The sequence below is a fragment of the Aeromonas sp. FDAARGOS 1406 genome (genome assembly GCF_019048565.1).
GTDB classification, from domain to species: domain Bacteria; phylum Pseudomonadota; class Gammaproteobacteria; order Enterobacterales; family Aeromonadaceae; genus Aeromonas; species Aeromonas caviae.
This window is the reverse complement of record NZ_CP077378.1, coordinates 690464-714057: the sequence shown is the minus strand read 5'-3', so window position 1 is coordinate 714057 and position 23594 is coordinate 690464. Positions and strand designations below refer to the sequence as shown.

Genomic DNA, 23594 nt, shown 5'->3' with positions numbered 1-23594 from the left:
CTCTGCAGCCCTTGTTGCTTTCTGGCGCTTGCTAGCGATGTAGAGTGGTTTCCCCTCACCCTGACCCTCTCCCAAGGGGAGAGGGAATATATCGAGGTTGCTATGCAAAACTCGTGGTGGTCGAGCATGGTTCTGCTCTGCTTTTCTGAGTACCTGAGTACCTGAGTACCTGAGTACCTGAGTACCTGAGTACCTGAGTACCTGAGTACCTGAGTACCTGAGTACCTGAGTACCTGAGTACCTGAGTGCCGATGAGCGCATCCTTGCATCAAGTGCGGGAGGGCAGTGGAGAGGCGTGATGGGGGCCAATGTCTGGCGGAGGGGGCGGCTCAGAGCCCACGAGCCAGCGGGCCTGGGAGGTGGGAAGCGGCTTGCACACTGCCAAACAGCCATAAAAAAACCGGCGCCTGGGCGCCGGTTTTTGTTCTCCGAGACTCTATTACAGAGAAGCGGTGAAGGTACGGGTGATGACGTCTTGCTGTTGCTCCTTGGTCAAGGAGTTGAAGCGAACGGCATAACCGGATACGCGGATGGTCAACTGCGGATATTTCTCCGGGTTTTCCATGGCGTCCAGCAGCATTTCACGGTTCATCACGTTGACGTTCAGGTGCTGACCACCTTCCAGGTTGGCTTCATGGTGGAAGTAACCATCCATCAGGCCGGCCAGGTTGGCTTTCTGGGCTTCCATGTCTTTGCCCAGCGCGTTTGGCACGATGGAGAAGGTATAGGAGATACCATCTTTGGCGTAGGCGAACGGCAGCTTGGCGACGGAAGTCAGGGAAGCAACGGCACCCTTCTGATCACGACCGTGCATCGGGTTGGCACCCGGGCCGAACGGCGCACCGGCGCGACGACCATCCGGGGTGTTACCGGTCTTCTTGCCGTACACCACGTTGGAGGTGATGGTCAGCACGGACTGGGTCGCCACGGCACCGCGGTAGGTGTTGAGCTTCTGAATCTTCTTCATGAAGCGCTCGACCAGGTCGCAGGCGATGTCATCGACGCGAGCGTCGTTGTTGCCGAACTGCGGGTACTCGCCTTCGATTTCGAAGTCGATGGAGACGCCATCGGCATCACGTACCGGCTTGACCTTGGCGTACTTGATGGCAGACAGGGAGTCAGCGGCGACTGACAGACCGGCGATACCACAGGCCATGGTGCGATAGACGTCACGGTCGTGCAGCGCCATCAGGGAGGCTTCGTAGCTGTACTTGTCGTGCATGTAGTGGATGATGTTCAGGGCGGCGACATACTGCTTGGCCAGCCAGTCCATGAAGTGATCCAGTCTGTCCATCACGTCGTTGTAGTCGAGGTACTCGGAGGTGACCATTTCGGTCTTGGGACCGACCTGGATCTTGAGCTTCTCGTCCATACCGCCGTTGATTGCATACAGCATGGTCTTGGCCAGGTTGGCACGCGCGCCGAAGAACTGCATCTGTTTGCCGACGATCATCGGGGACACACAGCAAGCGATGGCGTAGTCATCGTTGTTGAAGTCCGGACGCATCAGGTCGTCGTTCTCGTACTGAACGGAAGAGGTCTCGATGGATACCTTGGCACAGTACTTCTTGAATCCGACCGGCAGCTTCTCGGACCACAGGATGGTCAGGTTCGGCTCAGGGGACGGGCCCATGGTGTACAGGGTATTCAGCATACGGAAGCTGTTCTTGGTGACCAGGGTACGGCCGTCAACGCCCATACCGGCCAGGGTCTCGGTGGCCCACATCGGGTCGCCGGAGAACAGTGAATCGTATTCCGGGGTACGCAGGAAGCGAACCATACGCAGCTTCATGACCATGTGGTCCATCAGCTCCTGGGCTTCTTGCTCGGTGATCAGACCCTTTTGCAGGTCACGCTCGATGTAGATGTCCAGGAAGCTGGAGGTACGACCGAAGGACATGGCCGCGCCGTTCTGGGACTTGACCGCCGCCAGGTAGGCGAAGTAGGTCCACTGGACGGCTTCTTTGGCGGTCTTGGCCGGTACGGAAATGTCGCAGCCATATTTGGCAGCCATCACCTTCATCTGGGCCAGGGCACGGTGCTGCTCGGAGATCTCTTCGCGCAGACGGATGGTGGCTTCCAGGTTGACACCGTTTTCCAGATCGGCCTGCAGGGACTTGAACTGGGCCAGTTTGTCGGCCATCAGGAAGTCGATACCGTACAGGGCAACACGACGGTAGTCACCGATGATACGGCCACGGCCGTAGGCATCCGGCAGACCGGTGATGACGCCGGACTTGCGGCAGTTCAGGATGTCTTTGGTGTAGACGTCGAACACGCCCTGGTTGTGAGTCTTGCGGTACTCGGTGAAGATCTTCTCGACCATGGGGTCAAGCTGGCGACCGTACACTTCGCAAGAGGTCTTGACCATCTTGATACCGCCGTTGGCGATGATGGCGCGCTTGAGCGGTTTGTCGGTCTGCAGACCAACGATTTGCTCCAGGCTCTGGTCGATATAGCCGGCATCGTGAGCGGTAATGGTGGAGGGCAGGTCGGTATCAAAATCGACCGGCGCGTGGGTGCGGTTCTCGATCTTGATGCCTTCCATGACCTTGTCCCACAGCTTGGTGGTAGCTTCGGTCGCGCCAGCCAGGAAGGACTCGTCACCTTCATACGGGGTGTAGTTCTTCTGGATGAAGTCACGGGTGTTGACAGAGGTCTGCCATTCACCGGCTGCGAAGCCTTCCCATGCTTTTTGGAACTGTTCGTTAAGTTCTGCCATTTTCATTACCTCTCAAGGTATTTATGTGTCTGCCGCCATCCTTAATGATGGCGACGGAAGATAAACCAGTAAGTCAGCCCAACCATGACGCCACCACCAATGATATTACCGATGGTGACAGGGATGAGGTTGTGCAGGACAAAGTTGGACACGGTCAGGTCGGCAAAGGTCGCCGGATCCTGGCCGATGGCCTGCCAGAATTCCGGGCTCGCGACGCTGTGGATGGCGATACCGACCGGGATCATAAACATGTTTGCAATGCTGTGCTCAAAACCGGAGGCCACGAACATGGCGACGGGAAGCAGCATCACCATCACCTTGTCGGTGGCGCTGCGGGCGCCGAAGGCCATCCACACGGCGAGACACACCATGAGGTTGCAGAGGATGCCAAGGGCCACGGCCTCGAAGAAGGTGTGATGGATCTTGTGCTGGGCCACTTTCATGGCGTTCAGCCCCCACTGGCCATCCGCTGCCGTGTATTGTGCCGACATGATGATGAGGCCGACGATGATGAGACCGCCGATGAGGTTGCCGAAGTAGACCAGTCCCCAGTTCTTGAGCAGCTGGGCCCAGCTGATGCGATTCGCCGCCTTGGCTACCAGGGTGAGGGTAGTGGAGGTGAACAGTTCGGCGCCGAGCAGCACGCAGAGGATGAGACCGAGGGAGAAGCAGATGCCGCCCACCAGCTTGGACATGCCCCAGGCCATGCCGCTTGAGCCCGTGGTGACGGTGATATAGAAGACGAAGGCGATGGAGATGAAGGCGCCAGCGGTGATGGCCAGGGGAATGACCTTGTATGCGGGCTTGGTGGCCTTGGCATAGGTAATGTCTTCGGCCAGGGCGGCGATGGCTTCGGGCTTCAGACAATCAAAGGGAGATTCTGCTTTCAATTCTCAGTACCTGCATATTTTGCCTGTGGAAATCATAACAAAGGGGCTGATCCCCAAAATTGACTCCGATCAAGAATTACAGATTGTGAATGTAATTTTACTACAGGATTTTTCACCATCCGGAAGCGTTTCTTTACACCAGGTTTCAGGTGAAACAGAAATGAGTCTGTTATTAATTTTATGATTTTTAAGAACTTATAAAGGACACCCTTAAAAAAGTACCGGCCAGGCACCTTTGCGGCCGCACTGCACCATGAGTGCCAAATTAACAACCCCCTAAGAGGTATTTTTTGTCTTTTATTTCATCTTTGTGGCACGGCCAGCCAAAGCGTAGACCATAAAACAGAAGGGGCCCTCAGGGCCCCTTCGTCATATCAGCATATCAGTTCCAGGTGTGGATTCGTTTGGCTTTTTGCAATTTCTCGTAAGCGGCCAGCAGTTTCTGGTGCAGCGGGAACTGGGAGAGGGAGAGATCGGCGGCTTCCAACCCGTGGAAGCGCGCCTCGCCGCGGGCGTTGGCCCACGCCTGTGCCAGGGTCTCTTCCCCGAACATGCGGGCGAACACCGGACGGTACTGCTCGGGGTCGCGTTCCTCGTCGAGGAAAAGCTCGACGCAGGCGCGCAGGGCGCGGTAGTAAGCGGCGCGATCCGCCGGGAACACCGACTGGTTGAACTCCATGGTCCAGTCGATGAGGTCGAGGGCGCTCTCCAGGTCGCCTGCGGCCAGCGCCAGCATGGCTTTGAGCTCACCGACGCGCAGGGTGTGCAGGGCAGTGCCCTTGGCGGCGGCGATGCCGAGCAGCTCGCGCACCCGGGTCCGCTCGTCGTGACCCTCTTCATCCAGCTGGTCGAACAGGGCCATGTACTGCTCTGCGTCCCACTCGAGCGCCGGCAGCGCCAGGATGGTTTCCCGCAGGTGGGCCCCCATGGTGTTGTTGGCCAGCAGCAGATCTTCCACCGGATAGATGTCGGACATGCCGGGCACCAGGATACGGCAGGCGTAGACACCCAGGTGCTCGTAGTCGGCGATGTAGACCGGCTGCTCCAGCTCGTGGAAGATGCCGATCAGGTGGTCGAACTCCTCTTGTGAGGTGCCACGGAAGTCCCAGTCGGCAAACTCGAAGTCGGACTCTTCCTTGAACAGATCCCAGCTGATGAGGCCGGAGGAGTCGATGAAGTGGGTCTCCAGATTGTGGTGATCCGCCACCTGCTCGTTGTCAAACGACGGCGGCACGAAGACGTCCAGATCCTTGAGACTGCGCCCTTGCAGCAGTTCGGTGACGGTGCGCTCGAAGGCGACCTCGAAGCGCGGGTGGGCGCCGAAGGAGGCAAAGCAGGTGCCGTTGCTCGGGTTGAGCAGCACCACGCAGATGACCGGATAACGGCCGCCGAGGGAGGCATCGAAGCTGTAGATGGGGAAGCCTTCGGCCTCCAGTGCATCGATGGACGCCTTGATGCCGGGGTAACGGGCGATGACCTCGCCCGGGATCTGGGGCAGGCTGATGGCCTCGGCGATGATCTTGTTCTTCACGTGGCGCTCGAACACCTCCGACAGCCCCTGGGTGCGGGCCTCGGTGCGGGTGTTGCCGGCGCTCATGCCGTTGGAAACATAAAGGTTGCCGACGATGTTCATCGGGATGTAGACGGTCTGGTGGTCGGACTGGCGCTCGAAGGGCAGGGCGACGATGCCGCGCTCCTCGTTGCCGGATTGCAGGTCCACCAGCATGTCGGCGGTCACTTCACCGTCCGGGTTGTAGAACTTGCGGGTGAAGCTGTCGAGCAGACCGGCGGGCAGCTGATCCCCCTCGATGGGGAACCACTTCTCGTTCGGGTAGTGGACGAAGTCGCCATTGGCGACCTGCTCGCCCAGGTAGAAATCGGCGAAGAAGTAGTTGGTGGAGAGACGCTCGAAATACTCGCCAAGGGCGGAGGCGAGCGCCGCCTTCTTGCTGGCACCCTTGCCGTTGGTGAAGCAGAGGGCGCATTCCTTGTCCCGGATGTGCACGGACCAGACGTTGGGCACGGGGTTGAGCCAGGAGGCCTCTTCGATATCAAACCCCAGGGCTTGCAGCTTGGTCTGGAAGCGTTCGATGGAGTCTTCCAGCGCTGCGTCCTTGCCGGGAATAAAAGTGTGGTCGGTCATCACAATGTCCTGATTTTATGGGCTCATGTTTGGACGCAGATAATAGCATGAGTGACGGGGAAAGCGGCCAGGGCAATGGTGTGGGCTTGCCCAGGCCTGCATTGGATGGGCGGGGTGTGGTAGTGGGACCGGGCGGTGCGCTGCGGGGCGGCGATTTTTCATGGGAAAGAGGGTTGGGTCATCAGTTTTACTTAACATAATTAAGATAAAGTAAATTTTATTATGACCCTGTGCCCTTCATCATGGCGTCAACCGTTGGCGGGGGAAGGAAAAGAGGGGAGCGCCCGTGCCCGTTCCCCCCCCGTCTTGATGAACCTTGACCAGGAGTGCTGAATGTTCCCGATGATCCCCCGTATAGACCCCGAGATAGCCAGGTTGGCGCCGGGCTTTTGTGCCCTCAGCATCGTAGTGGAAGCCGCCCCCGTGATTGACACTCTGGTGGGGGAGCGGGCCCTGGCCCGGGCATGTGCGGCCCTTGGCACCGACGAGGCCCCCTGGGCCCTTGAACATCTGGCCGCCTGGGATCAGGTGTTCAAGGGGTTTGGCGCCAAGCCTGCCCGCACGCCCTGCTCGGCCCAGGCACTGCGCAAGCGGATGCTGCGCGATGGCGTCTTGCCCGCCATCGATCCCGTGGTCGATCTCTACAACGCCATCAGCATCGAGTATGCCATTCCCGTGGGCGGGGAGGATCTGGCGGCCTATGTGGGAGCGCCGCGCCTGGTGATTGCCGATGGCAGCGAATGCTTTGACACCCTCAAAGAAGGGCTGCCAACCCAGGAGGCACCGGCTCCAGGAGAGGTGGTGTGGCGGGACGATCTCGGCGTCACCTGTCGCCGCTGGAACTGGCGCCAGGGGATCCGCACTCGCCTGAGCCTCTCTTCCCCCCGGATGTGGTTCATTCTGGAGTGTCTGCCGCCGATGCCGCGCACAGCCTTGTGGGAGGCCGGCGACAGGCTGATTGCCGGTCTCACGCAGATGATGCCTGGGGCCCGCATCGAGCAGACGCTGGTGGAGTGATTGAAGGAGCAGACGGAAAGATAAAAGGAGGCGCCCCATGCTCGCCCGGGCGGTCATGGGGCGGATCTTGCTCGCCATCACGCGCCATGCCACGTCTGTGCCACCCGCCTTTCCCCACCGCCTGTGAACACATCTGCAAGCAGAGGAACACAGCAACACGCCGGGCTGACATCGCCCCCTGGAGCTTGCCACGTCGGGGCCGGTGTACCCGGCCCTTTCATCGCGCCTAACCGATGAACTTCAACCCCAGAATGCCGACGATGATGAGCAGCAGGCAGAGCACCCGGGCCAGGGTGGCCGGTTCGTTGAACAGCCAGATCCCCATCAGCACGGTGCCGACTGCGCCGATGCCGGTCCAGACCGCATAGGCGGTGCCAAGGGGCAGCTGTTTGACCGCCATGGCGAGCAGCAGCACGCTCACGGCCATGGCGATCAGGGTCAGCAGGGTGGGGAGGGGACGGCTGAAACCGTCGGTGTACTTGAGGCCGATGGCCCAGGCGACCTCGAACAGGCCGGCCAACAGCAATAGCAACCAGGACATAAGGCAGATTCCGCAGGAAGCAGGGTCGTCCCTGCGTATCAGGAGGCCTCGGGGCCGTCCCCGAGGGGCAGCGGGGCTGCCGGTCGGTCTCAATGATGCCCCAACTGGAGGCAGGATGCCAACCGGCTGCCCGCAGGTCGGCCAGGCCGACGGATATTGCAGCGAATGGCACAGAATATTGCGCAATTCGACTTGCGCCCGCCGTCACAATCCGTAATGTGGACAGACGCATTTTTTGCAACTCATATATTGTGAATCCCTTGTAAACGGCTGGCGCCAAGGCAGGGGTCACGGGTACCACACACGATTTCTATAAGCAGCTATCCAGGGTAGGACAATATGAAAAAAGTAGGTTTGGTCGGTTGGCGTGGCATGGTGGGTTCGGTGTTGATGAGCCGGATGCAGGAAGAGAAGGATTTTGCCCGCATTCAACCCACCTTCTTCACCACCTCCCAGGCCGGTGAGGCCGCCCCCAATTTTGGCGTCGATGCCGGCACCCTGCAGGACGCCTTCGATCTCGAGGCGCTGGCCGCGCAGGACGTCATCATCACCGCCCAGGGCGGCGACTACACCAAGGATGTCTATCCGCGCCTGAAAGCCGCCGGCTGGCAGGGCTACTGGATTGATGCCGCCTCCTCCCTGCGCATGGAGAAGGACGCCGTTATCATTCTGGATCCGGTCAACGGCGACGTCATTGAAGATGCCCTGAACAACGGCATCAAGACCTTCGTTGGCGGCAACTGCACCGTCAGCCTGATGCTGCTGGCCCTGGGTGGCCTGTTCAAGGCCGATCTGGTGGAGTGGGTGAGCGTGGCCACCTATCAGGCGGCCTCCGGTGGTGGTGCCCGCCATATGCGCGAGCTGGTCACCCAGATGGGCATGCTGCGGGATGAAGTGGCGGTGGAGCTGGCGGATCCCGCCTCCGCCATCCTCGACATCGAGCGCAAGATCACCGAGAAGACCCGCTCCGGCACCCTGCCGGTGGATAATTTCGGCGTGCCACTGGCCGGTGGCCTCATTCCCTGGATCGACACCAAGCTCGACAACGGCCAGAGCCGTGAAGAGTGGAAGGGCCAGGCCGAGACCAACAAGATCCTGGGTATCGAAAACGCCGCTATCCCGGTGGATGGTCTGTGCGTGCGGATCGGGGCCCTGCGCTGCCACAGCCAGGCCTTCACCATCAAGCTGAAAAAGGATGTGCCGCTGGCCGAGATCGAAGCTCTGCTGGCCGCCCACAACGACTGGGTCAAGGTGATCCCCAACGATCGCGACATCACCGCCCGCGAGCTGACCCCGGCCGCCGTCACCGGCACCCTCAGCATCCCGGTCGGTCGTCTGCGCAAGCTCAATATGGGCCCGGAGTACCTGGCCGCCTTTACCGTGGGTGACCAACTGCTGTGGGGCGCCGCCGAGCCGCTGCGTCGTATGCTGAACATCCTGCTGGCCCGCTGAGGTAGCGGCAGCAGGGAACAGGGAAGGCTTGGCCTTTCTTGTTCCCCTCTTCGTGCCTGTCCATAAAAAAGCGGCATCCCTTGGGATGCCGCTTTTTAATTTATCCAGTTTGACTCTTAGATGTTCTGTGCTTCGTTTGGCACGATGACAGAGGCATGATTTCCTTTCGGCCCCTGCTGCAGTTCAAAGTTGACTGCCTGACCTGCTTTCAAGGTCTTGTAACCTTCCATTTGAATCGTGGAGTAGTGAGCGAAGATGTCTTCACCACCGCCTTCCGGACAGATAAACCCAAATCCTTTTGCGTTGTTGAACCACTTGACTGTTCCGGTTGCCATACATCTACATCCTTTTATTGATTACCCTGAAGTCGTTGAGTAACCTGCGCCAGCCTTATATAACTAGGGCATGACCCCGTAGCAGACGGGCGCCGATTAGCAAGTAACCAATCTAGTCCAACTTTTAAGCGAGTCAAGAAGTTGTTAACAACCGATGTGATCTGATTAACAAGTCTATTGACAATCTTGAGCGATACGGTAGTAATCTAGAGGTACCAAAGCGCAACTATGAGCAAGCAGAAAGAACTCTTTGCTAATGAAGAGATTGCAGAGGCAGAGAAAACGAAGCTGCAACCGCCACCCATGTACAAGGTCGTCCTGAACAACGACGACTACACACCGATGGAGTTCGTGGTGGAGGTGCTGCAAAGGTTCTTTGGTATGGATCTGGAGAAGGCCACTCAGGTGATGCTGAGCGTGCATTATAGTGGTAAGGGAGTCTGCGGCACATTTACCGCCGAGATTGCCGAGACCAAAGTGGTCCAGGTCAACACCTATTCACGTAACAACGAACATCCACTGCTATGTACCATGGAAAAGGCTTGAATCTGATGACTTGATGGCGATAACGACACCGCATTGTTGCTGTACTGAGGGGAGGTGCCTATGTTGAACAAAGATCTAGAAAAGACGCTGAACGAGGCTTTCAAACTGGCCCGTGAAGAGCGCCACGAATTCATGACCGTCGAGCACCTGTTGTTGGCCCTGCTGGATAACAGCTCAGCCCATGAGGCGCTGAGTTCATGTGGTGCGGATGTGGAACAGATGCGCAAAGAGATCCGCGCCTTCATCAATCAAACGACCCCGCTCATCCCCCGTGACGACGAAGACAGGGAAACCCAGCCGACGCTGGGCTTCCAGCGCGTGCTGCAACGTGCCGTCTTCCATGTCCAGTCGTCCGGCAATACCGAGGTGAGCGGCGCCAATGTCCTGGTCGCCATCTTCAGCGAACAAGAGTCCCAGGCCGCCTACTTCCTGAAAAAAGCCGAAATAAGTCGCCTGGATGTGGTGAACTTCCTGTCCCACGGGGTGCGCAAGGACAACAAGCCCGAGAGTGGTGGCAACAATGCTGAATCTGATGACGAGGTATCCTCTGCCCAGATAGAAAGCTTTGCCACCAACCTCAACCAGCTGGTGCTGGAGGGGCGTATCGATCCGCTCATCGGCCGTGATCAGGAGCTCAATCGCACCATTCAGGTATTGTGCCGCCGCCGTAAGAACAACCCCTTGCTGGTCGGGGAAGCCGGTGTGGGCAAGACCGCCATCGCCGAAGGGCTTGCCTACCGTATCGTCAAGGGGGATGTGCCCGAGGTGATTGCGGGTAGCACCATCTACTCCCTGGACATGGGCTCCCTGCTGGCGGGCACCAAGTATCGTGGTGACTTCGAGAAGCGCCTCAAGGTGCTGCTCAAGCAGATCGAACGTCAGGAGGGGGCCATCCTCTTCATCGACGAGATCCACACCATCATTGGCGCTGGTGCGGCTTCCGGTGGCCAGCTGGATGCGGCCAACCTCATCAAGCCGCTGCTCTCCAATGGTTTGCTGCGCTGCGTGGGCTCCACCACCTACCAGGAATATGCCCAGATCTTCGAGAAGGACAGGGCTCTGGCTCGTCGCTTCCAGAAGATCGACATCGTCGAACCCACAGTAGACGACACCACTCGCATTCTGATGGGACTCAAGAGCCGTTATGAGTCTCACCATGGCGTGCGTTACACCGTCAAGGCGATCCGGGCGGCGGTGGAGCTATCCGCCAAGTACATCAATGATCGCCATCTGCCTGACAAGGCCATCGACGTCATCGACGAAGCGGGTGCAGGGCAACGCCTCTTGCCCGTCAGCAAGCGCAAGAAGGTGATCAATGTGCCGGAAATCGAGGCCATTGTTGCCAAGATTGCCCGTATACCAGAGAAATCTGTCTCCTCCTCCGACAAGGAGGTGCTGAAGAACCTGGAGCGCAATCTCAAGATGGTGGTGTTCGGGCAGGACAAGGCCATCGAGGTGCTGACCGATTCCATTCGGTTGTCACGTTCAGGGCTTGGCAACGAACGCCGACCTGTGGGCTGCTTCCTGTTTGCTGGCCCGACCGGGGTGGGCAAGACCGAAGTGACCCAGCAACTTGGCAAGGCGCTCGGGGTCGAGGTATTGCGATTTGACATGTCGGAATACATGGAACGCCATACCGTGTCCCGGTTGATCGGGGCTCCTCCCGGTTACGTGGGATTCGAGCAGGGAGGGCTGTTGACCGACTCCGTTCTCAAGCATCCGCACTCCGTCGTGCTGCTTGACGAGATCGAGAAGGCGCATCCGGATGTCTTCAACCTGCTGCTGCAGGTGATGGACAACGGCACCCTGACGGACAACAACGGGCGCAAGGCAGATTTTCGCAATGTGATCCTGGTGATGACCACCAACGCAGGGGTTCAGGAGACCCAGCGCAAGTCCATCGGTTTCCAGCAGCAGGACATGAGCCACGATGCCATGGCGGTGATCAACAAGACGTTCAGTCCGGAGTTCCGCAACCGGCTCGATCACACCATCTGGTTCAACCATCTCGACATGGGAGTGATCCATCAGGTGGTCGACAAGTTCATCGTCGAGTTGCAGGTTCAGCTGGATGCCAAGGGCGTTTCACTGGAGGTGTCTGAAGAGGCGCGCCACTGGTTGGCAGAGAAAGGGTATGACAGGGCAATGGGGGCAAGACCCATGGGCCGGGTCATTCAGGAGCACCTCAAGAAGCCCCTGGCCAACGAGATCCTGTTCGGTTCCCTGGTCGATGGCGGCATCGTGAAGGTCGAGCTGGTGAACAACAGCCTCAGCTTTGATTTTCAGGTCAACGTTGAAGCTGTCTCTCACTGACTGTGAGCAAGGCCGGAAATGACAAAAAACCCCAACCGAGAGGCTGGGGTTTTTTGCTGAATTCCTGGCTTAGCGAGAGCGGAAAACAATACGTCCCTTGGAGAGATCGTACGGAGTCAGAGCCACCGTTACTTTGTCCCCAGTCAGGATACGGATGTAGTTTTTGCGCATCTTGCCGGAAATATGAGCGATAACCACGTGACCATTTTCCAGTTCCACACGGAACATGGTATTGGGCAAGGTTTCGAGAATGGTACCCTGCATCTCAATACTGTCTTCTTTAGCCATTGAATCCTCTTGATAAGCCACAACAAAAAACCGCTGGATCATGCCGGATTTAAGGCTATGTGTAAAGTTTACTCGGGCTTGGTGTCGATTTTTTTCCATTCGCCCTGTACCAGCAGCTCATGGGGCAGGTATTGGCGCTTGTAATTCATCTTGCGGCACTCCTCCACCAGATACCCCAGATAGAGCCACTGACGACCGGTACGTCTGGCCAGTTCCAACTGGCTCAGGATGGCGAAGGTGCCGAGCGACCGGTCGGCATAGTCGGGGTCGAAGAAGGTGTACATGGCGCTCAGAGAATGGGGAAGCAGGTCCGTGGTGGCCACGCCGATGAGGCGTCCCTCCTTGCGCATCTCCAGATAGAGGGGGGGCATCCAGTCGCAGTGCAGGAATCCCTTGTATTGGGTCCGGCTCGGTGGATACATGCTGCCATCCCGATGACGTTCACGGATATAGCGTTCATAGAGCTGGTAATACTCGGGCTTGTCGTCATAGCTCAGTACGAGTTCGAGATCTCGGTTCAACTGGCGGATGCGTTTCTGCCCACGGCTCGGGGTGAAGCGTTCACTGTGTATGCGCAAGGATTGGCAGGCGCTGCAGGCGGGGCAGTGAGGACGATAGATGTCGTTGCCACTGCGCCGGAATCCTGCCGTCAGCAGCCGTTCGTACCCGGCGGCGTTGAGCAATTCATGGTCCATCAGGACCAGCAACTGCTCCTGCTCGTGACTGAGGTAGCTGCACGGGTGCCTGGGGGTCAGCCCGACCTTGAGGATCACTTCTTCACTCATAGGCTGATTCTCCTCGGTTGCCAGCATCCCTCTTGCAACGGTTGCCGGGTCAGGGTGGCCAGGGTGGTCAGAAAGCGCTGCCTTGGCCACTCCTGAACGCCCAGTGTGGCCAGAAAGTCGTTTTGCATCTGGCAGTCGATGAGGGCACCGCCGTGCCCTGCAAAGTGGCGACAGAGGGCCACCATGGCCAGTTTGGCGCCATTGTCGATGCGGCTGAACATGGATTCACCACAAAAGAGTCGGCCCAGGGAGAGGCCATAGAGACCTGCCTGCAACTGATCATCCTGCCAGATCTCGATGGAGTGGGCATGACCGAGGCGATGAAGGCGCCGATAGGCGTCGATCATGGGGGCACTTATCCAGGTGCCGCTGGCGGTGCGACGGGGGGCGGCGCAGGCTGCAATGACGTCATCAAAGGCGCGATTGATGTAAATCTCGAAGGGGGTGCGGCGCAAACACTTCTGCAGGCTGCGGCCGATGTGGAGTTCCTCGGGCACGATGACTCCCCTGGGGTCCGGTGACCACCACAGCAGTGGCTGATGGGGTTCATTCCACGGAAAGATCCCGCTGTGGTAAGCTGCCAGCAATCGAGCGGGGGAGAGATCTCCCCCAATCGCGAGCAGCCCGTTGGGCTCTTCCAGCGCATGGCTGGGGGAGGGAAACCAGCACAGCTCATCATCCAGTTCGGTAAGATAGCGAGACATAAGGCAGAGGTTCATAGATGAAGGCCATTATCCTGATAGTATCCAGCTTGCTTGGCTTTGTCACGGCGCCGGCCTGGAGTGCGGTGTATGAACGCAACACGGCGCGTCCGGTGGAGCAGGTGGTCTTCGGCCAGGTGGATGCGGTGCGCAACATCACCCAGCGCCAGATGGTGGAATCAGAGCATTCCGGCTGGAAAACTCTGGGAGGGGCCGTGCTTGGCGGGCTGCTCGGCAACCAGTTTGGCGGTGGGCACGGGCGGGAGGTTGCCACTGCGGTCGGGGCACTGGCGGGAGCGGCGGCGGTGCAGCAGTTTCAGTCAGGGGGCAGTGTGGTGGAGAACAAGCTGGTGGAGCTGCTGATCCGCAACGAGCAGAACGGGCTCATCAACGTGATCCAGGATTACGATCCGGCCATGGTCTTTGCGCAGGGCGACAAGGTGCGCATCCTCTATTTCAGCGATGGGGTGCGAGTCGACAAGACCTATTGAACGGTGAAGAAGGGATTGACCCGGCGGCCGCCACACAAGGGGCGCCGGGCGGTACTACACGGAGTGCCTCTGCTGATGCTTGCTCAGACGTCCTGACAGACTATCTTGTCTCGCCCGGTATTCTTTGCCTGATACAACTGGCGATCTGCCTCGCTCAGCGCCTCGTCCATGGAGAGCCGCCCGACATTGATGACGCCGAAACTGGCGCGCACAAAGAGCGATATCTCCCGCGACAGCGGTTGCTGACGCATTTGCAGACGAAGCCCTTCCAGTCGCTTGAGCAGCACGGGAACGGGGCAGTGGGGCACCATCAGGGCAAATTCTTCACCACCGAATCGGGCTATCATGGCATCCGGGAAGAACTGGGTGAGCAGCCTGGCCAGATGACAGAGCAGCTGATCGCCGATGGCATGCCCCCAGTGATCATTGACCTGCTTGAAGTGATCCACATCGAGCACGCACAGGGAGAGCTGCGCCTGATGGCGCTGATGCTCCTCGAACCACTTTTGACCCTCGTTGAACCAGTAGCGTCTGTTGTAAAGTCCGGTCAGGTAGTCTCGGTTGGCCGATTCCTGGATGTTGTTGAACTGCTCAAGGGCCTCCAGGTTGTGGCTGACCCGGCACTGCAGCTCCTCGGGTTCAAAGGGCTGATTGAGAAAATCATTCGCCCCTTGCTTGAGGTAGCGTGCCGAGAGGCCGTGTTTGTCCGATACCGAGATGCCGATGATGGCGAGCTGCTGCTTGCTGTAGCGCTCGCGCAGCATTCGCACCAGGCTGATGCCATCGATCTCCGGCATGTAGTAGTCCACCAGCATCAGGCGAATGGCGGGGTGCTGCTCGAGCTGCGCCAGCGCATCGCGGGCTGAATTGGCCTCGTGCACCTGCAACAACTGCTTGCGCAACTGGGCCGCGGTGCGGTGACGGGAGGTGCGTGAATCGTCGACCACCAAGACTTCGATGGCCTGGTTGAGGTAGAGGCGGTGCACCAGACCGACGGCATATTGCAGGGAGTGACGTGAATCCTTCATCACATAGTCCAGCACCCCGGCCTCCAGCCAGGCTTCCCGCTTCTCTTCGCTGATGTCGGCCGTCAGGATCACCACCGGCAGCCCACGCTCCCTCAGCACATTGACAGCCTCTCCGCCGGGGGCGTCCGGCAGGGTGAGATCCACCAGGGCGACCACATAATCTTCCCCATGGCAATCGCGAGCCCCTTCAAGGGTATCGAACGCGTCGATTTCCAGCCCGGTCTGCTGCGCAATGGCCTGGGTCAGCATGCGGCGTACCGTCAGGCTGTCTTCCACTATCATTATTTTTCGTTTCATCCTGCTCCTTGCAATAAAAAAGGCGCTGTCCCAATTACATGTTGAAAGGCTAACCTTGAAGTAGGTCATCACCCTGAGGGCCTCCATCATGGATACCCAAGCCTTTCAACATCTACTGTCTCTCTTTCCACAGCTCACCATGCGCCAGCGTCGCCTCGCGCAACATGAACTCACTACCCCTCACCCAATCACCTCGCTGGCCGCTCAACTCCCCGCTTGTCGATGTTGCCCTCACTGTCAGGCCGAGGCTACGCAGTTGGCTCCCTGGGGTTGGAGTCGAGGGCTGCGTCGTTATCGCTGCAAGCAGTGTCTGCGCACCAGTTCCGTTCTCACCAAGACGCCTCTGGCTCGACTTCGCAAGGCACAATGCTGGGAAGACTACGCCCAGGCCCTCATCGACGGTCTGACCGTCCGACAGGCTGCCGTCCGCTGCGGAGTCTGTAAAAATACCGCCTTCTTGTGGCGTCACCGCTTCCTGAAAGCCATGGCGAGTCACCAGGCGGCACGGGAAGGGGGTATCGTCGAGGTTGATGAGACCTTCTTCTTGGAGTCGTTTAAAGGGCAACGTGGTTTGCCCCGCCCGGCCCGCCACCGTGGGGGCAAAGGCCGTACCCGAGGCACAGGGCCGGATTACATCCCGGTGATGGTGGTTCAGGACCGGGCTGGTCACCATGCGGATTTTCAGTTGGAGAAAATGAATGCCGAGACGGTGATAGCTGTTTTGACACCCCTTGTCTCGTCAGATGCGGTGTTGTGTAGCGACGGCGCCGGGGTGTATGCCAGTTTCAGCAAAGCGCAGGGAGTGACCCATCAGGTCGTGCGCAATCGCCAAGGCGAGCGTGTGGTTGGCGCGTACCATATCCAGCATGTAAACGGATATCACCGTCGGTTGAAAGAGTGGATGGAGCGGTTCCATGGGGTAGCGACCCACTATCTGAGAAATTATCTGGGTTGGCGAAGGATGTTGGAGCGCTACGGGCGGGAAGTGAATGTACCACGTTGCTTGCATGAGGCGCTGGGGCGCCCCATGCAACACGTAATTGGGACATAGCCATAAAAAAGGTTCATCGCGGCTTTCCGGGGAAGGCCGCCTTGATTTTCAGAAAAAAGTATTCTGAGTCCCTAAATCCATATGCCATGCGCTTTATCACTTTGATCTTGTTGTTCACCCCTTCCAGCACACTCGTGTGCATCGGGTAGTTTGCACTCGCCAGGATCCCCCGCATATATTTCGATAAATTTCGACCAAATCGTTGCAGCGGCGCTAGCCCGCTTTCCTTCACCTGCCGCATCCAGCTCCGCCATCGTCGCCATCCTTCCCACACGCTCGGCGCATACCAGATGCCCTTCAACGCCTCTTTCAGCACGTACACCATCGCCAGCGGTTGATTCGCCGCCAACAGCTCCTGCAACTTCACATCCTGTTTTTCACTCAGCTTCGCCCGATTACGTAGCAGCAACCAACGCGCACTTTTGACCACTTTTCGCGCCGGTTTATCGCTTTTCAGTGCATTCGCCTGCTCCACTCGCACCCGGTCCACCACCTCTCGGCCATAGCGAGCCACCACGTGGAACAGGTCGTAGACCACCTCCGCCTGCGGGCAGTGTTGCTTCACCTCCAGGTCGAACGCCGTGTTCATGTCCATCGCCACCGCCTCAATCTGCTGGCATCGCTCGCCGAGCTGCTCGAAGAAGGGACGGATAGCGGCCCGGCTGTTGCCGTGCCCCACCCACAGGACGCGGGTTCGCTCGGCATCCATGATCACGGTGGCATAGCGGTGTCCCTTGTGCAGGGCAAACTCATCCATCACCAGCCGCCGCACCTCCCCAAGTTCGATGGTGCCCACACTGGTCTGCAAACGGCGCTTGTCGATCTCCTTGATGGTGTGCCAACCGACCCCGGTGAGCTGGCTGACATGGCGGATGGGGAGGTACTGAACGAGCGCTTCAATCCAGCACTGCATGCGCCGGGTGAGGCGGGAGCCAGAGGGGAGCCAGTCGATATGTTCACTGACGCGACCACAGCGCAGACAGTCGACGCGGCGAACAGGCAGTTGTAACCAGACTTGTCGGTCAAATAGGTCTCGCTCACGCACCCGGCGGATACGTTGGTCGTGGATCAATGGCGTGGGTTGCAGGCATCGGCGACAACGGGGCAAGAAGTCGGCGCGAGGCTCAAGGGTAAACAGGGTGTGATGGTTGGCAGAAAGCGCTTGGGCGATGACGGTATAACCTGGCCAGAAGGAGGCAATATCAATATGATGCACGGCGACAGCAGGGTGATGGTGGTGGTGTGTTTGGCGACAACCAGTTTACCAGCACCCTGTCTGTCAACTTCCACTTTCCCAGGATCCCGCGAAGAACCATAAAAAAGGGCATGCCAACTGGCATGCCCTTTATATCCTTCCGATTATTGTGCGTCCAGATATCGCTCTGCATCGAGGGCGGCCATGCAGCCGGTTCCTGCGGAGGTGATCGCCTGGCGGTAGACGTGGTCGGCCACGTCGCCGGCGGCGAACACGCCCGGGATGCTGGTCTGGGTGGCGAACCCTTCCAGTCCGCCACGCACTTTCAGATAGCCGTTTTCCATCGCCAGCTGCCCTTCGAAGATCTGGGTGTTGGGCTGGTGACCGATGGCGATGAAGACCCCCATCAGCGGCAGCTCGGAGGTGGTGTCATCCCGGGTGCTGCGCAGGCGCACGCCGGTGACGCCCATGTCATCACCCAGTACTTCGTCCAGGGTCTGATGGGTGTGCAGGACGATATTGCCGCTCTCGACCTTGTCGTTGAGGCGCTTGATCAGGATCTTCTCGGCGCGGAACTCGTCGCGGCGATGGATGAGGTGCACCTTCCTGGCGATGTTGGCCAGATAGAGTGCCTCTTCCACGGCGGTGTTGCCGCCACCGACCACGGCCACTTCCTGGTTGCGGTAGAAGAAGCCGTCACAGGTGGCGCAGGCGGAGACGCCGCGGCCCTTGAAAGCCTCTTCGGAGGGCAGACCCAGGTATTTGGCGGAGGCGCCGGTGGCGAGGATCAGCGCATCGCAGGTGTATTCCCCGTTGTCGCCCTTGAGGCGGAAGGGACGCTCGGTCAGCGTCACTTCATTGATGTGATCAAAGAGGATGCGGGTATCGAACTTCTCTGCATGCTCTTTCATGCGCTCCATCAGGGCCGGGCCGGTCAGCCCTTCCGCGTCCCCTGGCCAGTTTTCCACTTCGGTGGTGGTGGTCAGCTGACCACCTTGCTGCATGCCGGTGATGAGCAGGGGATTGAGGTTGGCGCGAGCGGCATAGACGGCCGCAGTGTAACCTGCCGGACCGGATCCCAGGATCAGCAGTTTGCTGTGAGTGACTTGGCTCATGATGTGATTTCCGAGACGTGATGAGTTTGCGCGATTGTAGGTAATTCGTGATCCGTGGTCAAAGGCCAGCGCATCGATTGGGGTAATCGCCAACAAGAGGGGTGAGCCGGGGATGGCAGGCATAAAAAAACCGCCCATCGCGGGCGGATTTTCACTCATCTACCTCCCTTTGCAGGGACGCGATCAGTTCAGCAGGGTCAGGGGATCCGTGTAAGCCAGGTTGTGGGCCACGGCAACCTCCTTGCAGGTGATTTTGCCCGCCATCACGTTCAGGCCGTGCAACAGGTGGGGATCGGCGAGCAGTGCGTTGCGATAGCCCTGTTCGGCCAGCTTGATGATGAAGGGGAGGGTGGCGTTGTTCAGGGCCACGGTGGAGGTCCGCGCCACGGCACCCGGCATGTTGGCCACGCAGTAGTGCACCACCTCGTCGACGATGAAGGTGGGATCTTCATGGGTGGTGGCATGGGAGGTCTCGACACAGCCGCCCTGATCGATGGCCACGTCCACGATGGCCGCACCGGGTTTCATGCGAGCAATGTGGTCACGGCTGACAAGTTTTGGCGCAGTGGCGCCAGGCACCAGCACGCCGCCGATGACCAGGTCTGCCGCCAGCAGATGGCGCTCCAGGGTCTCGCGGTTGGAGTAGACCACCTTGGCAGCCCCTTGGAACTCGCTGTCGAGACGGCGCAGGGTATCGACGTGGTTGTCGAGGATGGTGACGTCGGCACGCAGGCCGACGGCCATGCGGGCTGCGTTGGAGCCCACCACACCACCACCGATGATCACCACCTTGGCCGGTTCCACACCGGGCACACCGCCGAGCAGCACGCCGCTGCCGCCACGGGATTTCTCCAGTGCCTGGGCTCCGGCCTGAATAGACATGCGTCCGGCCACTTCCGACATGGGGGCCAGCAGGGGCAGACCGCCACGACCGTCTGTGACGGTTTCATAGGCGATGCAGACGGCACCACTGTCGATGAGATCCTGGGTCTGGGCCAGGTCCGGCGCCAGATGCAGATAGGTAAAGAGGGTCTGGCCGGGACGCAGCATGGCCCGTTCCACTGCCTGGGGTTCCTTGACCTTGACGATCATCTCCGCCTTGGCGAAAACTTCGGCAGCGGAGGCCAGGATCTCGGCTCCGGCAGCCAGATAATCTGCGTCACTGAACCCAATGCCATTTCCTGCGCCGCTTTGGACGAAAACAGTATGGTTTCGTGCTGTCAGTTCACGTACACTGGCCGGAACCATGCCTACGCGATATTCATGGTTTTTTATTTCCTTAGGTACACCGATAATCATGCTATCCCTCGTCTATCGATTGGTGGTTTATGTTGCCTAGATGTTAAGCGGCATTTGCGCCTAGTATATTCAGGTATTGACAGGATTTGTGACCATTATTATAAAATGACTGGTGATTCTTACCAAAAAATAGCCAAAGGATGGAATTAAATGATGGAAGCTAAGAGTCGGCTAAAGGATTTGGACAGGATTGACCGCAACATTCTGAATGAACTGCAAAAGGATGGCAGGATTTCGAACGTTGAGTTGTCCAAACGAGTTGGCCTGAGTCCCACACCGTGTCTGGAACGGGTTCGTCGCCTGGAGCGACAAGGGTATATCGAAGGATATGCCGCCATTCTGAACCCTCATTATCTGGACGCGTCTCTGCTGGTGTTCGTGGAAATTACCCTCAATCGTGGCGCCCCCGATGTGTTCGAGCAGTTCAACAAGGCTGTTCAGGTGCTCGAAGAGATCCAGGAATGTCATCTGGTGTCCGGTGATTTCGACTATCTGCTCAAGACCCGCGTCAGCGACATGTCCGCTTACCGTCGCCTGCTGGGTGAAACCCTGCTGCGTCTGCCGGGCGTCAACGACACCCGCACCTACGTGGTGATGGAAGAGGTCAAACAGAGCAGTCGTCTGGTGATCAGCACCCGATAAGCGGGGTTGTGCTGTGACTTGCAAGTTCCATGACGAGTCACGATAGTCAGAAACGAGCGGCCGGTCCGCTCGTTTCTTCTTATAGAGAGTTTCAGGCCCGCCCTCAGGCACTGGCTGACAATCGGTGGGCTTTTCAGGGATACTAGGCCCCCTATCCCCGCATTCATGTTTTCACAAAGGAGCCGGAGTTTGGCCGATAAAAAGCTGTTTACTCCTTTATCAGGTACACAACGGATCTTCGAGGCCGTCTTGATCGCCATCACCCTGATGGCTGCCTATCTTTTGCTTGCGCTGCTGACCTACCATCCCGCCGATCCCGGCTGGTCGCAAACCTCCTGGCAAGGGGAGGTGAAGAACCTCGCGGGCAGCGCCGGTGCCTGGCTCGCCGACATCACCATGTTTACCTTCGGGGCCTTCTCCTATCTGGTGCCCCCTCTGGTGGTGCTGCTTGGCTGGAGCCTGTTCTGGCGCCCGAGCAAGCTGCTGGAAGTGGATTTCCTCACCCTGTCGGTACGGATCATCGGCTTCGTACTGACGGTGCTCGGCATGTCCGCCATCGCCAGCATGAACTTCAACGACTTGCAGAACTTTTCCGCCGGCGGCCTGGTGGGGGATGTGATCGCCTCAGCCGTGGTGCCGCTGTTTGGCGGCGTGGGGGCCAACCTGATGCTGCTCTGCTTCGTGGCGACCGGCATCACCCTCTTTACCGGCTGGTCCTGGCTCACCATTGTCGAGCGCATCGGTGCCGCCTGCACCGGCTCTGTCAGCGCCATCTACCATTTCCCCACCACCCTGGGCCGCTGGCTCACAGGTGGCTGGCGCCAGCCCCGCTATGAGGGGCCGGATCCCCTGCTGGAAGGGGGCGTGGGCAGCTTCGATCAGGAAGAGGATGACGAAGACCCCCACGGCAGCTGGACACGCAACCCCAAGGCGAAGAATCGCGCTCAAAAGACAAAAGCTGACGAATGGCTGCCGGAGCTTGACGAAGACACCTTCCAGTTCGATCCGCAGTTTGACGACGAAGAGGACGATGCTCCGGCGCCTGCCGCCAAGGGCAACCGCGTGGCCAATGGCCGTCCGCGTCCCGCCGTGCGCCAGGAAGAAGATGACCTCGACTTGCCCTGGGCGGAGGGGGATGACGAACCCGATGCTCCCGTTGCCGCTGCGCCGGTGAAAGCCAAGCGCCGTCCCCAGCCCGGTCTGGCCCCTTTGCCGAGCATCGATCTGTTGGACAGGCCGCCCGCCAAGACCCAGATGATGAGCAAGGACGAGCTGGAGCGCATGGGCCGGCTGGTGGAGGCGAAGCTCGCCGATTACAACGTGCAGGCCAAGGTGGTGGGCGTCTATCCCGGTCCCGTCATTACCCGCTTCGAGCTGGACCTGGCGCCGGGCATGAAGGCGAGCAAGATCACCAATCTTTCCCGGGATCTCGCCCGTTCTCTCTCTGCCAGCAGCGTGCGGGTGGTGGAAGTGATCCCGGGCAAGACGTTCGTCGGGATCGAGCTGCCCAACCGGGTACGCCAGACCGTCTACCTGCGGGAAACCCTCGACTGCGAGGCGTTCGCGGCCAGTCGCAATCCGCTCACCATGGGGCTGGGTCAGGACATCGCGGGGGAACCCGTGGTGGTGAACCTCGCCAAGATGCCCCACCTGCTGGTGGCGGGTACCACGGGCTCGGGCAAGTCGGTGGGGGTGAACACCATGATCATCTCCATGCTCTACAAATCCTCCCCCGAGGATCTGCGCTTCATCATGATCGACCCCAAGATGCTGGAGCTCTCGGTCTATGAAGGCATTCCGCATCTGCTGACCGAGGTGGTCACCGACATGAAGGATGCCGCCAACGCCCTGCGCTGGTGCGTAGGCGAGATGGAGCGTCGTTACAAGCTGATGTCCGCGGTCGGGGTGCGCAACCTCAAGGGGTACAACGACAAGGTGTTGGCCGCCATCGAGGCGGGGGATCCCTTGGTCGACCCCCTGTGGCGTCCGGGTGACTCCATGGATCAGATGCCGCCGGAGCTGGAAAAACTGCCTCACATCGTGGTGGTGGTGGACGAGTTCGCCGACATGATGATGATCGTCGGCAAGAAGGTGGAAGAGCTGATCGCCCGTATCGCCCAGAAGGCACGGGCGGCCGGTATTCACCTTATCCTCGCGACCCAGCGTCCGTCGGTGGATGTCATTACCGGTCTCATCAAGGCCAACATCCCGACCCGTATCTCCTTCCAGGTGTCGAGCAAGATCGATTCGCGCACCATCCTGGACCAGGGGGGCGCCGAATCCCTGCTCGGCATGGGTGACATGCTCTACATGCCTGCCGGCACCTCCAACCCCACCCGTGTCCACGGTGCCTTCGTCGATGACCACGAGGTACACAAGGTGGTGGCGGACTGGAAACTGCGTGGCGAGCCGGATTACATCGACGAGATCCTCTCCGGCGAGTCGGACGGCGAGGGCGGCGGTGGCGACTTCGGCGGGGGCGGCGATGAAGAGCTCGATCCCCTGTTCGACGAGGCGGTGGCCTTCGTGGTGGAATCCCGCCGTGGCTCCACCTCCAGCGTCCAGCGCAAGTTCAAGATCGGTTACAACCGGGCGGCCCGTCTCATCGAGCAGATGGAAAACCAGGGCATCGTCAGCGCCCCGGGTGGCAACGGCCAGCGCGACGTGCTGGCACCGCCGCCGGTTCGTGACTAAGCCTAACTCCTGTATCATTCTGGCCATGCCCTTTGCGGGCGTGGCCTTT

At 59.2% G+C, this 23594-nt stretch carries 20 protein-coding genes; 8 read left to right on the top strand and 12 right to left on the bottom strand.

Translation table 11 applies throughout. The features are described 5' to 3' along the window. Positions 1-439: 439 nt before the first annotated feature. From pflB to ycaO, 3 genes are all read right to left on the bottom strand, one after another. Positions 440-2722: a formate C-acetyltransferase gene (pflB, locus tag I6L36_RS03265; protein WP_010674504.1), complete on the bottom strand. Its 2283-nt coding sequence runs from the start codon at positions 2720-2722 to the stop codon at positions 440-442. Positions 2723-2763: 41 nt separating this feature from the next. Continuing rightward, positions 2764-3612 carry a formate transporter FocA gene (focA, locus tag I6L36_RS03260; protein ID WP_160838525.1) on the bottom strand — a complete coding sequence of 283 codons (849 nt, stop codon included), beginning with the start codon at positions 3610-3612 and terminating at the stop codon, positions 2764-2766. A gap of 382 nt (positions 3613-3994) precedes the next feature. Next, positions 3995-5755, bottom strand: a complete 1761-nt coding sequence (gene ycaO, locus I6L36_RS03255; protein ID WP_010674506.1) for a 30S ribosomal protein S12 methylthiotransferase accessory factor YcaO — start codon at positions 5753-5755, stop codon at positions 3995-3997. A 333-nt stretch (positions 5756-6088) separates the two neighbouring features. On the opposite strand from ycaO, the gene I6L36_RS03250 reads away from it, so the two are divergent. Next, positions 6089-6772 (top strand): B3/4 domain-containing protein, encoded by a 684-nt coding sequence (locus I6L36_RS03250; protein WP_109112642.1) that lies wholly within the window; start codon positions 6089-6091, stop codon positions 6770-6772. Positions 6773-6998: 226 nt separating this feature from the next. Here the strand turns inward: I6L36_RS03250 and sugE are convergent, their stop codons facing one another. Then, complete coding sequence (gene sugE / locus I6L36_RS03245; RefSeq protein ID WP_041215293.1) at positions 6999-7313, bottom strand: quaternary ammonium compound efflux SMR transporter SugE; 315 nt, start codon at positions 7311-7313, stop codon at positions 6999-7001. A gap of 339 nt (positions 7314-7652) precedes the next feature. Here sugE and asd point away from each other — a divergent pair, with 339 nt between their 5' ends. Then, complete coding sequence (asd, locus tag I6L36_RS03240; RefSeq protein ID WP_042016283.1) at positions 7653-8765, top strand: aspartate-semialdehyde dehydrogenase; 1113 nt, start codon at positions 7653-7655, stop codon at positions 8763-8765. A gap of 116 nt (positions 8766-8881) precedes the next feature. Here the strand turns inward: asd and cspD are convergent, their stop codons facing one another. Continuing rightward, positions 8882-9100, bottom strand: coding sequence for a cold shock-like protein CspD (cspD, locus tag I6L36_RS03235; protein ID WP_010674510.1), 219 nt, complete (start codon positions 9098-9100; stop codon positions 8882-8884). 228 nt (positions 9101-9328) lie between these two features. Here cspD and clpS point away from each other — a divergent pair, with 228 nt between their 5' ends. Beyond that, complete coding sequence (clpS, locus tag I6L36_RS03230) at positions 9329-9646, top strand: ATP-dependent Clp protease adapter ClpS (RefSeq protein WP_005325410.1); 318 nt, start codon at positions 9329-9331, stop codon at positions 9644-9646. Between the two features lie 60 nt (positions 9647-9706). Continuing rightward, the gene (clpA, locus tag I6L36_RS03225; protein ID WP_109112641.1) at positions 9707-11959 is read left to right on the top strand and encodes an ATP-dependent Clp protease ATP-binding subunit ClpA; all 2253 of its coding nucleotides are present in this window, start codon (positions 9707-9709) and stop codon (positions 11957-11959) included. A gap of 69 nt (positions 11960-12028) precedes the next feature. On the opposite strand, the gene infA is transcribed toward clpA, so the two are convergent. The 3 genes from infA to aat form a co-directional block, all read right to left on the bottom strand. Continuing rightward, positions 12029-12247 (bottom strand): translation initiation factor IF-1, encoded by a 219-nt coding sequence (infA, locus tag I6L36_RS03220; RefSeq protein ID WP_005300033.1) that lies wholly within the window; start codon positions 12245-12247, stop codon positions 12029-12031. Between the two features lie 68 nt (positions 12248-12315). Next, complete coding sequence (locus I6L36_RS03215) at positions 12316-13032, bottom strand: arginyltransferase (protein ID WP_109112640.1); 717 nt, start codon at positions 13030-13032, stop codon at positions 12316-12318. Beyond that, positions 13029-13736, bottom strand: a complete 708-nt coding sequence (gene aat / locus I6L36_RS03210; RefSeq protein WP_039039162.1) for a leucyl/phenylalanyl-tRNA--protein transferase — start codon at positions 13734-13736, stop codon at positions 13029-13031. Before aat ends, I6L36_RS03215 begins: the two co-directional genes overlap by 4 nt. 17 nt (positions 13737-13753) lie before the next feature. Here aat and I6L36_RS03205 point away from each other — a divergent pair, with 17 nt between their 5' ends. Next, on the top strand, positions 13754-14224 hold the full coding sequence (locus tag I6L36_RS03205; protein WP_109112639.1) for a glycine zipper 2TM domain-containing protein: 471 nt from the start codon (positions 13754-13756) through the stop codon (positions 14222-14224). An 83-nt stretch (positions 14225-14307) separates the two neighbouring features. On the opposite strand, the gene I6L36_RS03200 is transcribed toward I6L36_RS03205, so the two are convergent. Beyond that, positions 14308-15549: a diguanylate cyclase gene (locus I6L36_RS03200; protein ID WP_029314438.1), complete on the bottom strand. Its 1242-nt coding sequence runs from the start codon at positions 15547-15549 to the stop codon at positions 14308-14310. Positions 15550-15637: 88 nt separating this feature from the next. On the opposite strand from I6L36_RS03200, the gene I6L36_RS03195 reads away from it, so the two are divergent. Continuing rightward, complete coding sequence (locus tag I6L36_RS03195; protein ID WP_039039924.1) at positions 15638-16600, top strand: IS1595 family transposase; 963 nt, start codon at positions 15638-15640, stop codon at positions 16598-16600. A 13-nt stretch (positions 16601-16613) separates the two neighbouring features. Here the strand turns inward: I6L36_RS03195 and I6L36_RS03190 are convergent, their stop codons facing one another. From I6L36_RS03190 to ald, 3 genes are all read right to left on the bottom strand, one after another. Then, positions 16614-17816 carry an ISL3-like element ISAeme19 family transposase gene (locus tag I6L36_RS03190; RefSeq protein WP_081843999.1) on the bottom strand — a complete coding sequence of 401 codons (1203 nt, stop codon included), beginning with the start codon at positions 17814-17816 and terminating at the stop codon, positions 16614-16616. A gap of 143 nt (positions 17817-17959) precedes the next feature. Continuing rightward, positions 17960-18910, bottom strand: a complete 951-nt coding sequence (trxB, locus tag I6L36_RS03185; protein WP_109112969.1) for a thioredoxin-disulfide reductase — start codon at positions 18908-18910, stop codon at positions 17960-17962. A gap of 183 nt (positions 18911-19093) precedes the next feature. Continuing rightward, positions 19094-20209 (bottom strand): alanine dehydrogenase, encoded by a 1116-nt coding sequence (ald, locus tag I6L36_RS03180; RefSeq protein ID WP_109112968.1) that lies wholly within the window; start codon positions 20207-20209, stop codon positions 19094-19096. 150 nt (positions 20210-20359) lie between these two features. Between ald and lrp the strand changes: the two genes are divergently transcribed. Further along, complete coding sequence (gene lrp / locus I6L36_RS03175) at positions 20360-20851, top strand: leucine-responsive transcriptional regulator Lrp (RefSeq protein ID WP_005300047.1); 492 nt, start codon at positions 20360-20362, stop codon at positions 20849-20851. Positions 20852-21040: 189 nt separating this feature from the next. Continuing rightward, positions 21041-23545: a DNA translocase FtsK gene (locus I6L36_RS03170; protein ID WP_109112967.1), complete on the top strand. Its 2505-nt coding sequence runs from the start codon at positions 21041-21043 to the stop codon at positions 23543-23545. Positions 23546-23594 lie beyond the last annotated feature (49 nt).